The sequence below is a fragment of the Bacillus sp. EB106-07-01-XG149 genome (assembly GCF_058791555.1).
This window is the reverse complement of record NZ_JBYTDP010000001.1, coordinates 477116-490592: the sequence shown is the minus strand read 5'-3', so window position 1 is coordinate 490592 and position 13477 is coordinate 477116. Positions and strand designations below refer to the sequence as shown.

The following is a 13477-nucleotide window of genomic DNA, read 5'->3' as shown; positions in this document are numbered from 1 at the left end:
AATGATGGGTAGATTGGCACTAGTACATTTTACGTATTTGAATGCTAAGTTTAACACGAGTAAGTGGGGGAGAATTTTATATGATTCAATACAAAAGATGCAGTGAAGTAAGTATAGATTTAGTGTATGAAGCTTTTAAAGATGGATTTTCAGATTACATTATTAAAATGGAAGTTTCAAAAGAAGATTTTATAAAAAGGTTTTTGGGACCAGAAGGGAATTCACTAAAACATTCCTTTCTTGCTTTAGACGGTAACAAATCTGTTGGTGTAATACTTGGCGGGATAAAGGATTATGAAAACATAAAAACAATGCGTTGTGGAACATTAGCGGTTCATCCTAATTACCGCGGTATTGGTGTGAGTCAAAAATTATTTGAACTGCATAAGGAAGAGGCGCTTCAAAATGAGTGTAAGCAACTTTTTCTTGAAGTCATTGTAGGCAATGACCGAGCGATTCATTTTTATACGAAATTAGGCTATGAAAAAGTGTACGATCTATCTTATTATAATTTAAAAGATATGACTAAAATAATAAATAAAGATTGTAAGGAAATTGAAGTAAAACAATTAGAATTTCCAGCTTTTAAAGTTGAAATTCAGAAATGGTTACACTTCCATATAAATTGGCAAAATGATATGGATTATATCGAAAAAACAAATAATACATTTTACGGTGCATATGTCGATAATGATTTAAAGGGTTCAATATGTATGAATGAACAAGGTAAAATTAGTTTTATTTTCGTAGACAAAGACTATAGAAATCGTAGTATTGGATCAAAATTATTACAAGTAGCAAGAGAAAACTTACATGTATCAAGTTTATCAATTGGGTTTCCAAACAACAATTTACTGGAAGGGTTTTTAAAGAAAACTGGATTTGAAAAGAATTCATTAGCACAATATGAAATGTATGTATTGTTATAAAAAGCGAAAGGAGTCATTATTTCGCTTTTTATTTTTGTGCTATATTGATATTTTACTTTGTATAATATTCTTTTTTTATGTAAAATAGATAGGATGGGAGGGGATGAAATGAATAATGGATTAAAGTTTAAGATTTTTGAATTGCATTGTTTCGTTCAAAAGACTTATTCTGATATTAAAATAGCATGTGATATTGCTATTTATCAAGAAAACACTTCTAAATATTTAATTTCATTAGGGTTTTTAAATAAATCATATATGACTTATATAGAAGCAAAAAGATTTTATCGTGAAAATGAAGAACTTATAAGTGTAGAATTTGATAATTTCTTTGATACATATGATAAATTAGAACAAGAATTAAAAAAAGTTATTTCAACTGAAGATAAGAATCCTTCATTGCTACATAACAGGCTTGATCAGTTTCAGCAAAAAGTTGAAAATATAAATGACCTAATAAAAGTATTGCAAAATGCTCGTTAAAGAATACTTTTTCTTTTTCATATAGAAAGTATGTATTAAAAACATATTAGGGATATGACATATTGAAGAGGTGACTTTTGTTGATTACAGAAGTCATCTTTTTATAATACAGTTTTGCGTAATGTGATGTACTTTTTATTTTTTCTATTTTTGATAGGAATACATTGAAGCAGTTTCATATTTTAGGAAATTATACGAGGAAAATAAAATGAAGAATAAAAAAGAAATAGCTATAGTTGCATTAACAACAGGGTTAGTTTTAACAAGTGTAACACCATATGGAATAGCTTATGCAGAAGAAACGGGTCAAATGCAAGTTGATATTCAAGAGGGTTCGTTCCGTACAGGTGAACTTACACAACCATCACAAAAGACGCCAGAGAATATAGTGAAAGATGCACTTAAGGAAAAGACCGAGCATGCTTTGTCTCCAAAACAAGTTAGTGGAGACAAAGGGGTAGATTACAACGTTGTTCAAAAACGTAGTTCTTATGATGGGACTACACTTGTGCGTATGCAACAAATATATGAAGGTAAAGAAGTATATGGACACCAATTGACTGCTCATGTAGATAAAAAGGGTATTATTAAAAGTATTTCAGGAGAAAGTGCACAAAATTTAACACAAGAAGATTTAAAGAATGCTAGTAATTTATCAAAAGAAGAAGCAAAACAACATATTTATACGAAGTACGGGAACGATATTAAATTTATTTCTGAGCCAGAAGTTAAGGAAGTTATTTTTGTAAATGAAAATAATGGACAGGCTAGCAATGCATATCAAGTTACATTTACTGCTGCAACACCAAACTATGTATCTGGAACTTATTTAGTGAATGCTCATAATGGTGATATGTTGAAAAATATGGTGCAAGAGTCAAGCTTAAAAGTAAGTGAAGAGCAAGTGGAATCTTTAAAGGAAACTAAAAAAAGCAATTCCATATCATTAACTGGAACTGGTAAAGATGATTTAGGGATAACTCGCACATTTGGTATTTCTGAACAAAGTAATGGGAAATATGCGCTTGCAGATTACACAAGAGGGCAAGGAATTGAGACATATGATGTGAATTATAGAGATATTAGTTTTGAAGAAAAATATTATCCTGGTATATTAGCAACTAGCACTTCAACAACATTTAATGATCCAAAGGCGGTAAGTGCTCATTTCTTAGCAACAAAGGTATATGATTTTTATAAAGATAAATATAAGCGTAATAGTTTTGATAATAAGGGGAACAAAGTAGTATCAGTTGTACATGCATGGGATTCTGGAGAAACAGATGATCCTAAAAATTGGAGTAATGCATTTAGTGCTAATGTTAACAATGTTAGTATGCTTATATATGGTGATTTAATGGTTAGAGCGTTTGACATAGCGGGCCATGAATTTACGCATGCGGTTACATCTAGCGAATCTAATCTTGAATTTTTCGGAGAATCTGGAGCAATTAACGAGGCGTTATCTGATATTATGGGAACGGCTATTGAGAAATATATAAATAATGGAGAATTTAATTGGACAATAGGAGAACAAAGCGGCTCAGTTCTACGTAATATGAAAAATCCATCTTCAATCAATTTTTTTGATGGAGTACCGTATCCAGATGATTATAGCAAATACAGTGATTTAAACGGAGAAGATAATGAGGGCGTTCATTTCAACTCAAGTATTATTAATAAAGTCGCGTATTTAATTGCACAAGGTGGCACTCATAACGGTGTAACTGTAAATAGTATTGGTGAAGATAAAATGTTTGATATTTTCTATTATGCAAATACTGATGAATTGAACATGACTTCTAATTTCTCTGAATTAAGATTAGCGTGTCTTAAAGTTGCAACAAATAAATATGGAGCGAACTCAATTGAGGTTGAAGCGGTCCAAAACGCTTTTGATGCAGCAAAAATTAAAGGGACAGTGAAAGAAAACGAAAAAACTGCAGAAAACCAAGTCCCTGAATTAACTGTACCGCTTACAATTACACTGCGTGTTGGTGATACGTTTGACCCGATGAGTAATGTAAAAGCTGTTGATAAAGAAGATGGTGATTTAACAAATACAGTAAAACATAAAGGCGATGTAGATACTTCTAAACCAGGTACATACATTGTGGACTACTCGGTCGTTGACTCTCAAGGGGGGAATGCAACGGCTACACAGACTGTAATTGTAGAGGAAAATGGAGAAACATTAGATTTAAAACCTACATTAACAGCGCCTGTTGGAGCGACAATTCATGTAGGAGATTCATTTGATCCAATGGAAAAAGTATTAGCTGTTGATAAAGAAGATGGTGATCTTACTTCTAAAGTAAAACTTAATGGTGAAGTAGATACCTCTAAAGCCGGTACTTACGTATTAAAGTACACAGTTACAGATTCTAAAGGTCATAAAGTAACTGAGGAACAAACTGTAACGGTCAAAGTTAGAGATGAAGTTAAAAATGAAATACCAATACTAAAAGTACCTGCTACAACTACAATTACTGAGGGGGATCAATTCGATCCAATGGTAGGAGTATCAGCTACTCATAAGGAAAGCGGTGACCTTACTTCTAAAGTAGTTTATGAAGGAGATATAGATCCCTCTAAAGCTGGTACTTTTGAAATAATATATAGTGTCACAGATTCTGTAGGTAATGAGGTACATGCAATACAAAAAGTATTAGTGAAGGATAAAGATACTAGCAAAGCTAAAGGTATTACTAATAATAGTAATAACGGTAATATCACGAACATTAATTCTGATAAAAAAGAATCTACATATAAAGAGCTTCCCAACACGGGTGCAAGTACAACTAACAGTGCAACAATGGGCATATGGATGATTATTGTCGGTACAGTACTCACTTTGGTTCGCAAATTTAGAAAGATATAAAAATAATAGTAGGGATTATTTCTCACACAATAATTATTAGATGAATTTTTTACTTAATAAGATTTTAGTATTTAAGTAGTGTATTTTGCTTCTATAAAAATTTGTGCTTGGACGCTATTTTTCCTACAGACCTACATTACATATAAAGCACGTTACTATTCTCATTCAAATAAAAGAATAGTAACGTGTTTTTTTGATTTAAAAATAGCCTGAATTTAAAAGGTCATGGATGTGGAAGTAATTCTAATCTGCCATTGATAAGTTATTAAAAACACTTTGTTTTAATGAAAGTTTAACTCTATATGACAATATGAGATTTTCGATATTTACCAGGTGTTTCGTTAGTGAATTTTTTAAAAATTTTAGTAAAATAGCTTTGATCACTAAAGTTGAGCGAAGCACATATGTCTGATAAGGGATAGGTTGTGAAAGTTAATAATTTTTTTGCTTCTTCAATTCGTTCACGTTGAATGTACTCAATTAATGAAATACCGACCTCTTTTTTGAATAATATAGATAAATAATCTGAATTTACGTTTGCAAATTTAGCAAGTTGTTTAACAGATATTTGGTTGTAAATATTTTCAAAAATATAGTTTTTGCAAATAGCGATAGTCTTTGAGTATTTCTGTACTTTTTGTGCTTTTACACGGTCTGCAAAAGTACAGAAGACATTTCTTAATAAATCCCATACAGATTCTGTGTCTTTTAAATCCTCTGTCTTTTGAATGTGTAGATCGTAAATCTTGTAAGCAAGCCCGGAAGGAAGTCCTCCTTTTATAGCATATCTAGTAGCAAGTGTGATGGATGAAATACAAATGTTTTTATGACGTCTTAATTGATGGAATGAAGATAAGGATGAAAGAGTCTCTTGTTGGAATTCGTAATAATATTTGAGTACGCTTTCTTTATCCCCGTTTTCTATAGCTCCAAGTAGTTGCTGCTCTATATACAAATTATGACAGATAGATTCGTTTTTTTGCATTGAAATATATACATCCTCGTTTAAGATATTGCTATGACTTACATGAAATGAGTCACTGTTATTTGAAAAGTTACTTACATCTGAATTTTTTTTATAGAGAATGTTATAGAACAATATTGCTATATTTACAAAGAAATTTTGATCTTTGACTGACAATGAAAAATAGTGATCTCTTGTTCTTTTATAATTCGAAATAAAATTAAGGTTACTATCCGTTTTACTTGTAGAAAAATTTACATGTGTCAAGGGCCCAATAATAACAGTACCGTTCACCATATAATGACTCTTTATGTGAATTAAAATGAAGTGCCCTAAATATTGGTGAGTTCTGAAGATAGGCGAATTAAATGAATCATTTTTTTGAAAAAGCACATGTAACTGTTCTATTTTTGATTTATAGAACGAATGTGAATCATCTTTTGATGTAAATTCTAAAAGAATATTTTTGTTACAATCTAAAAAACAAACTGGAATTTCAAAAGATTGGAAAAACATATTACAAATGTACTCTATCTCAACTAGACTGAGCTTTTTAGTCATATTATTCCTCCTTACAGTTGTGCGTAATAGTTGAATGTTTACATATTCCTTTTTTTCATAAGTAGAAACGGAAAAACTTTATCTATAAAAATTATAAACTTCTAAGAATAATACCATAATTTAACATGGTTAGTACATATTATTTGAATATACAGGTAATAGTTTTAGGGAGTAACGTAAAATATTAATTGTCACACTTATTCGTTGTTCATTGCTTATATGTATCAAAAATGATTAAGATTGGATTTTAAATAGGGATAGGAAGGAAGAGATTAATGAATTGAAGTTAAGTAATTAATGAAAATTTGCGATAGAAGTTAATGTGTAACGATTTTTGAAGTAGAGATATAAGTGTAATTCAGGGGAAAAACTACATATATCATACGGAGAGACAACGTAATAATAGAAAATAAGAAGAGTGAATAAGTGATTGTAAACAATGGATTGTTGGACGACTATGTTTTAGGTTACTCGTTTAAATCTGGTACTTGGCACACTATTGCTTTTAAGAGGGTAATAGTAATAAAGAGATTTTTAAAATGATAGAAGTAGTAAAGGGGATAAGAGAAATGAAAAAAATATTTAGTGTGCTTTTAGTATTTTTCTTAACATTTTCTACATGGTCTAGTGTATTAGTGAAGGCAGCTTCACCATCCAAAGGTACTTTAACGATTCATAAATATGAACAAGAAAAAGATGGCGCACCGGGGCTAGAAGGTGATGGCTCTGCAAATCAAGAGGTACCATCAAATGCGAAACCGTTAAAAGGTGTAACGTTTGAAGTGAAAAGGGTTGCATCGTTTGAAAAAATTTCAAACGATGGGAAAATCGTGAAAGAAGATGTGAAGCCTGTAATGGGAGCAACTCCAACTCAAGTAGTAACAGATGATAACGGACAAGCTGTATTAAAAGATCTTCCGCTAGGACGTTATGAAGTGAAAGAAGTGGCAGGACCTCCGCATGTTAACCTAAATCCAAATACGTATACAGTGGATATTCCATTAACGAATAAAGAGGGTAAGGTGCTAAACTATGATGTTCATATGTATCCGAAAAATGAGATTAAACGTGGTGCAGTTGATTTAGTAAAGACTGGTGCAAATGAAAAAGCATTAGCAGGTGCAGTATTCTCTTTATTTAAGAAAGATGGTACAGAAGTGAAAAAAGAGTTAGCAACAGATGGTAATGGGCATATTCGCGTGCAAGGATTAGAGTATGGGGAATACTATTTCCAAGAGACAAAAGCGCCGAAAGGGTATGTACTAGATCTGACTAAACACGAGTTTTTTATAAAGACCTCCGGAACTATTAACGAAGATGGAACAATTACTTCTGGTACAGTAGTTAAAGTAGAAGTGCAAAACTATGAAGAACCAAATATTGATAAAAAGATTAACGGGAATTTGGAAGCGTTACTAATTAATCCGTTAACTAATTACAATTATGATATCAAAACATTAATTCCAGAAGACATTAAAGACTACAAAAAATATGTAGTAACAGATACTTTAGACAATCGTTTAATGATTCAAGGAAAACCAGTCGTGAAAATTGATGGAGCGGAAGTAAATGCAAGTATTGTAGAGGTAGCTGTAGAAGGCCAAAAAGTAACAGCTACAGTAAAAGATTTCACAAAGTTAGATGGTAAAAAAGAATTTCATTTACAAATTAAATCACAAGTAAAAGAAGGAGTACTATCTGGTTCGGAAATTTTAAATACAGCAAAAATTGATTTTATAAATAAAAATGATGTAATTGGAGAAAAGGAATCTAAACCTGTAGTTGTTGTTCCGACAACTGGAATTATCGAGTTAACAAAAGTTGATGGTGCTGATAAGAAGAAATTAAAAGGTGCGGAGTTTGTACTTAAAGATAAAAATGGAAAAATAGTTGTTGTGGCAGGTAAAGAAGTCACAGGTGTATCAGATGAAAATGGTGTTATTAAATGGACTAACATTCCGTATGGAGACTATCAAATTTTTGAAACGAAAGCACCAACTTATACAAAAGAAGATGGTACAACAGCTTCATATCAATTATTAAAGGACCCTATTGATGTAAAGATTAGCGAAAATAATCAAACGGTTAAATTATTGATTGAAAATAATAAAAGTGGATGGATTCTTCCTGTAACGGGTGGTATCGGAACGACTCTATTTACTGTACTAGGCCTTGCGTTAATGGCTACAGCGGCATTTGTTTTCTTTAGAAAAAAGTTTGCTAATAATTAAGGTTTTAGGAACATGTAACCAAGTGATGTGAAAAGGGGAGAAGCAAAATGCTTCCCTCTTTTCGATATTTTAGTATATGCAGAGGTGGAAATATGAAACGAAATCTTGTTTTAGGAGGTATTTTTTTATTTGGATTAGCTATTTTTTTATATCCTACTATTAGTAATTGGTTGGCGACTCGTGCACATTATTCTGAGATTAGCTCCTACGATAAGAAGATCAAAGCACTACAAAAGAAAGAAGTTGAACGTAGGGAAAAAGAAGCAACCGAATATAATAAACAAGTTCAAACTTCCATGAAAACATTTGCAGATCCATTTTCTGAAGAAAAAAATAATCATCAAGCATATGCCGATGCGTTAAATTTAGGTGATGTAATGGGGTATATTGAAATATCGAAAATTAATATAAAACTGCCAATCTATCAAGGGACCTCTGAGGAAGTATTGAGTCGGGGGGTAGGTCATTTAGAATATTCTTCACTTCCGGTAGGTGGAGAAAATACGCATACTATTTTAACAGGGCATCGTGGTTTACCATCAGCAAAATTATTTACAGATTTAGATAAGTTGAGTGAAGGAGATCTTTTTTATATTCATTCTTTAGACAAAATTCTTGCTTATAAAGTAGATCAAATTAAAGTAGTGTTACCACACGAAACGGACGATTTAAAAATTGTGGAAAAGAAAGATTATATAACATTAATTACATGTACGCCTTATGGAGTAAACACAAATAGATTACTGGTTCGAGGTGAGCGTGTGGAGTTTAACGAGAAAGAAAAACAAAAAATGCGTAAAGAGATATTTATGTTTAATAAGTGGACCGTAGTAGTCTTAATCCTATTATTATGTGTGTTACTAGTCGCAATTTATAAGAAAAAATTAACTCGATAGAATGAATTTATTTATCCTGTATTAATGGGCAGTGGGACCGAAAATCCAGAGATAAGCAAAGAAGGTATATAGGGGATGAAGTAAATCCTCACTGAAAAAAGTTTCACTTTATTCGACTGTAGAAAAAATACGGTAAAGGTGGGGACAAAGGAATTGAGGTTACGATTAAAGTTGGTAAGTATTCATTTTATGGTTTTGTTAATGTTATGTGTAAGTTTTGTCGTATATGCACCAAAAGAAGCATATGGATCCACGACTAACTTAGAAGGTCTAGGGGATATATCGCGTTATAATGCTGTTGTCTTTGGTAACCATATAGCAGTAGGTGGCGACATTGAAGGAGCAATTGCAGTTCAAGGTGATATGGATGCATCTGGTTATACAATTGTAGGTGCAGCAGCGGGAACATCTAATATAGTTGGGGGGAAATGGGATGACGAGGGATATCCATCCTTGTTATTGTCTGGAAAATTTAAAAAGTCAAGAGAGGAATCTTTTATCATTCAAAACGGAATAGTCGTAATGACAAAAGAGAGTGATCCAGATCGTATCATACAATCTTCTTATGATCGTATCGTTTATAAAGAAAAACTAGAAATTAACGCGAAATTTAATGAATTTCACAACATAGTGAACCAAGTCAGTAAAAATGCAGGTCAATATAAAACGAATACCCCAATTCCAAATATGAGTTATGGAATCGGAAAAGATATAAACAATCCTAATATTTATGTTTCATCAGAATTGGTAGGGAAAATCAATTTAGATATAAGAGATGTCTTTTTACCTAATGCTAAAGGAAAAGATTTTATCGTTATGTATTCAGATGCAATAGAGGTTACATTTAAAAATGGTGCTATCTTATATGACACGAACAATATTGGTAGGGCTACAGATATAATTCCTACATCACAACCCTATTCTCCTAATTCACCGTTCACTGAGTTATACGGGAAGGTGATTTGGGTTTTTCCTAATGCAAAAAAAATCACAACAGAGGGATATGGTGTCGTTGGGAGTGTGTTTGCTCCAAATGCTGTATTAGAAACAAAAGGCGGTTCGATTAATGGACAAGCATTTGTCGGTGCAGTACAACAAACTGGTGGATTTGAATTTCACAATTTCAAATTTAATTGGCAACATTGGAACAAGCCTAGTACAGGAAAAGTAAAGATAAAAAAAGTAGATAGTAATAATGATAATAAAGAATTGATGGGGGCAAAGTTTCATATTGAAGATTCAAATAAAAAAGTAGTTGGTGAGTTAGTAACAGATGAAAAAGGAGAAGCGATATCAAAAGAATTACCAATAGGTAACTATACTCTTGTGGAAACAGAAGCGCCTAAAGGTTACGAATTATTAAAAGATAAAATAGCTGTAAAAATAGAAAAAGATGCAGTAGTAGAAATTAAAATAGAAAATAAGAAATTACCAGATCCGATGGGGAAAATGAAGCTAGTGAAAGTAGATACGGGAGATAAAAATAAAAAGCTAGCAGGAGCAAAGTTTCATATTGAAGATTCAAATAAAAAAGTAGTTGGTGAGTTAGTAACAGATGAAAAAGGAGAAGCGATATCAAAAGAATTGCCAATAGGTAACTATACCCTAGTGGAAGTAGAAGCACCTAAAGGTTACGAATTATTAAAAGATAAAATAGCTGTAAAAATAGAAAAAGATGCAGTAGTAGAAATTAAAATAGAAAATAAGAAATTACCAGATCCGATGGGGAAAATGAAGCTAGTGAAAGTAGATACGGGAGATAAAAATAAAAAGCTAGCAGGAGCAAAGTTTCATATTGAAGATTCAAATAAAAAAGTAGTTGGTGAGTTAGTAACAGATGGACAAGGAGAAGCGATATCAAAAGAATTGCCAATAGGTAACTATACCCTAGTGGAAGTAGAAGCACCTAAAGGTTATGAATTATTAAAAGATAAAATAGCTGTAAAAATAGAAAAAGATACAGTAGTAGAAATTAAAATAGGGAATAAGAAATTACCAGACCCGACTGGGCAATTTGAAATTGAGAAAGTTGATGATAAGGATATTAATTTAAAACTAAAAGGTGCTGTATTTCAAGTATTAGATAAAGAAGGTAAAGAAGTTACTAGATTAACAACGGATGAAAAAGGAAAGGTGATTTCCAACCAGTTAGTAATTGGAAAGTATACGGTTAAAGAAATAAAAGCGCCAAACGGATATATGTTACTTAGAGATCCAATAGAAATAGAAATTACAGAAGCGGTAAGGACACAAAAACTAACAGTGAAAAATGTGAAAAATAATTGGGTAATTCCTAATACTGGTGGCAGCGGAACAACAAGTTTTTACGTGACTGGTTTTGTGCTAATGTTTGGTGTGCTATATTTCTGTAAGAAAAATCGTTACATTAGATAGTTTTTAGGGGATAAGTTCGGCATTGTACTAGATTCATGCTACTAAATTTGTTGAAGAAGGAAGGATAATAGTAAACATAGAATATATTAATAATTAAAATGTTTACGAGGTGAAAGTGATGGCAATAAAACAAGACGAAATTAAAGTAGTAGTCGGAGCTGGGGTGTTTAATAATAATCCAGGTTGGATACAAACGCAAGAAGATGAACTTAATTTACTAGATAAAGTTACGTGGGAAGAAAGATTTGAATACAATTCTATTTCAGCTATTTTAGCTGAGCATGTATGGGAACACCTTACGTTTGAAGAAGGTGTAAGGGCAGCAGAAATTTGTTATGAATTTTTAAAGCCAGCAGGGCACATTCGGTGCGGTGTTCCTGATGCATTTTTCCGAGACGAAGCATACCAAAATATAGTTCAAATAGGCGGACCTGGTCCGAAAGATCATCCAGCAGCAAGTCATAAAATTGTTCATAATTATAAAACATTAACGAAAATGTTTGAAACTGCTGGATTTAAGGTAGTTTTACTTGAATATTGTGATGAAAATGGTCAGTTTTATTACAACGAATGGGATGCAAATGACGGTGTTATTTTCCGTTCGAAAAGGTATGATTCTAGAAATAAAGGTGATAAACTTGGTTTTCCATCTTTAATTGTTGATGCGATTAAATGATAAATTTTTCAAGCAAGTAATTATAAAAAGCAGAAAGTGTTCTTTCTGCTTTTTATTTTGCAAAGGGGATGAATATACTATGCAACCTATAAAACAAGTGGCATTAACATGCATTACTCATGATCCAACAGGGAGCTTATTATCTACAATAAAAGAACTAAAAGAGGAATTGTTAAATTTAAATTATGATAAAAAATATATAACAATTAGTAATGTAACACCTAAAGAGGTTGTAAAAGAACTAGCAGAATGTAACTTCCATATAAATATAGTAGAAAAATTAGGAGTAGGGAACGCACGTAGGGATTCTTTGAAGTTTGTTAGTAACTATAATCATGATTACTATCACTATTGTGATTTTGATCGTTTGCTAACTTGGATTAAAGAATATCCAGCTGAGCTTAATTCGTTCATTCAGAATATAGTTGATGTAGATTACTTAATCATTGGCAGAACGGAGAAAGCTTTTCAGACACATCCTGAAGAATGGAAAATTACAGAAACAGTATCAAATAAAATTATGTCATTACAATTAGGGAAACAAGTAGATATTACAGCTGGTTCATGTGCGTTATCCAAACGAGCAATTGATTACATAATAAAATATTCTAAATGCAGAATGACTGATGGAGAATGGCCGATGATTATAAATACTTTTACAGATTTTAATATTCGTTACACTGCGGTAGAAGGTTTAAAATACGTGAACAAGCTTAACCAAGATAATATTATTGACCCTATAAAAGCATGGTCAACTAGATTAGAGCTCTTATATATAATAAGTCACTCAATTTTGGAGCTAACAAAAACCTCTTAAATTAATGGGATGTAATAGTGATTTCTTTTTTGATTGAAATCATGTAAAATAAAATATAGAACGTACATTCGTTCGTTCGGGCAAAAAGGAGGTTAATTAATAATGTTAGCAGTAATAGATAAACAAGGTAATGAATATGTAGTGCAATTTGAGCGCTATTTTTCATATTCGATAGAAGAAGTTTGGTCTGTTTTAACAGAAAACAGTAAGCTAAAAAAATGGATGTCTAATTTACAGATTGAAAGCCTTAAAATAGGTGGAATAATCAAGTTTGACATGATGGACGGTTCATTTATAAATATTGATATTTTAGAGTGTCAACTAAACTCAGTACTTGAATTTACTTGGGATAAAGATCGTGTTCGATTTGAAATACATAAAGATGAAAATTGTACTCTGTTACTTCTCAAAGAATACATTAATGAATTAACTGATCATACACCGAAAGATATAGCTGGGTGGCATATTTGTTTAGATCTTTTTTCTTCCGTTCTAGAAGGAGAAGAAAAAGAATTTTCTAAAGATGAATGGCAACAGTGGTTTGAAATATATAAGGATAAGGTTCTTGAAGTGAGAGGATAATTACGTAAGATAATATATTTATTATGTAATTATTATATTGTAAAAATGGTTTTCATGAAAAAT

Annotated in this window: 10 protein-coding genes; 9 read left to right on the top strand and 1 reads right to left on the bottom strand. The window is 31.7% G+C overall.

The annotated features are described in order from the left end of the window. Nucleotides 1–80 precede the first annotated feature (80 nt). The 3 genes from AC3WTA_RS02575 (at nt 81) to AC3WTA_RS02565 (ending at nt 4293) form a co-directional block, all read left to right on the top strand. Nucleotides 81–929, top strand: a complete 849-nt coding sequence (locus tag AC3WTA_RS02575) for a GNAT family N-acetyltransferase (RefSeq protein ID WP_000617082.1) — start codon at nt 81–83, stop codon at nt 927–929. A 108-nt stretch (nt 930–1037) separates the two neighbouring features. Next, entirely contained in the window at nt 1038–1412 is a 375-nt protein-coding gene (locus tag AC3WTA_RS02570) for a hypothetical protein (RefSeq protein ID WP_001059012.1), read from the top strand. A gap of 208 nt (nt 1413–1620) precedes the next feature. Continuing rightward, entirely contained in the window at nt 1621–4293 is a 2673-nt protein-coding gene (locus AC3WTA_RS02565) for a M4 family metallopeptidase (protein ID WP_000791155.1), read from the top strand. Between the two features lie 298 nt (nt 4294–4591). Here AC3WTA_RS02565 and AC3WTA_RS02560 read toward each other — a convergent pair whose 3' ends face one another. After that, nucleotides 4592–5818 (bottom strand): AraC family transcriptional regulator, encoded by a 1227-nt coding sequence (locus AC3WTA_RS02560; protein WP_000162839.1) that lies wholly within the window; start codon nt 5816–5818, stop codon nt 4592–4594. A 569-nt stretch (nt 5819–6387) separates the two neighbouring features. Between AC3WTA_RS02560 and AC3WTA_RS02555 the strand changes: the two genes are divergently transcribed. The 6 genes from AC3WTA_RS02555 to AC3WTA_RS02530 all read left to right on the top strand — a co-directional run bounded on the left by AC3WTA_RS02555 (nt 6388) and on the right by AC3WTA_RS02530 (nt 13414). Continuing rightward, nucleotides 6388–8049 (top strand): SpaA isopeptide-forming pilin-related protein, encoded by a 1662-nt coding sequence (locus tag AC3WTA_RS02555; protein ID WP_000719291.1) that lies wholly within the window; start codon nt 6388–6390, stop codon nt 8047–8049. Between the two features lie 92 nt (nt 8050–8141). Further along, nucleotides 8142–8945, top strand: coding sequence for a class C sortase (locus tag AC3WTA_RS02550; protein WP_000828079.1), 804 nt, complete (start codon nt 8142–8144; stop codon nt 8943–8945). 153 nt (nt 8946–9098) lie between these two features. After that, a complete protein-coding gene (locus AC3WTA_RS02545) occupies nt 9099–11339 on the top strand; it encodes a SpaA isopeptide-forming pilin-related protein (RefSeq protein ID WP_144524821.1) in 2241 nt (746 codons plus the stop codon). 118 nt (nt 11340–11457) lie between these two features. Next, a complete protein-coding gene (locus tag AC3WTA_RS02540) occupies nt 11458–12015 on the top strand; it encodes a class I SAM-dependent methyltransferase (protein WP_098656882.1) in 558 nt (185 codons plus the stop codon). A gap of 79 nt (nt 12016–12094) precedes the next feature. Next, nucleotides 12095–12832, top strand: coding sequence for a hypothetical protein (locus AC3WTA_RS02535; protein ID WP_001182539.1), 738 nt, complete (start codon nt 12095–12097; stop codon nt 12830–12832). A gap of 102 nt (nt 12833–12934) precedes the next feature. Then, nucleotides 12935–13414 carry an SRPBCC family protein gene (locus AC3WTA_RS02530; protein ID WP_000881623.1) on the top strand — a complete coding sequence of 160 codons (480 nt, stop codon included), beginning with the start codon at nt 12935–12937 and terminating at the stop codon, nt 13412–13414. Nucleotides 13415–13477 lie beyond the last annotated feature (63 nt).

Coding starts and splice junctions, on each gene's coding strand:
- AC3WTA_RS02575 (WP_000617082.1), top strand. CDS start 81: ATGATTCAATACAAAAGATGCAGTGAAGTAAGTATAGATTTAGTGTAT.
- AC3WTA_RS02570 (WP_001059012.1), top strand. CDS start 1,038: ATGAATAATGGATTAAAGTTTAAGATTTTTGAATTGCATTGTTTCGTT.
- AC3WTA_RS02565 (WP_000791155.1), top strand. CDS start 1,621: ATGAAGAATAAAAAAGAAATAGCTATAGTTGCATTAACAACAGGGTTA.
- AC3WTA_RS02560 (WP_000162839.1), bottom strand. CDS start 5,818: ATGACTAAAAAGCTCAGTCTAGTTGAGATAGAGTACATTTGTAATATG.
- AC3WTA_RS02555 (WP_000719291.1), top strand. CDS start 6,388: ATGAAAAAAATATTTAGTGTGCTTTTAGTATTTTTCTTAACATTTTCT.
- AC3WTA_RS02550 (WP_000828079.1), top strand. CDS start 8,142: ATGAAACGAAATCTTGTTTTAGGAGGTATTTTTTTATTTGGATTAGCT.
- AC3WTA_RS02540 (WP_098656882.1), top strand. CDS start 11,458: ATGGCAATAAAACAAGACGAAATTAAAGTAGTAGTCGGAGCTGGGGTG.
- AC3WTA_RS02535 (WP_001182539.1), top strand. CDS start 12,095: ATGCAACCTATAAAACAAGTGGCATTAACATGCATTACTCATGATCCA.
- AC3WTA_RS02530 (WP_000881623.1), top strand. CDS start 12,935: ATGTTAGCAGTAATAGATAAACAAGGTAATGAATATGTAGTGCAATTT.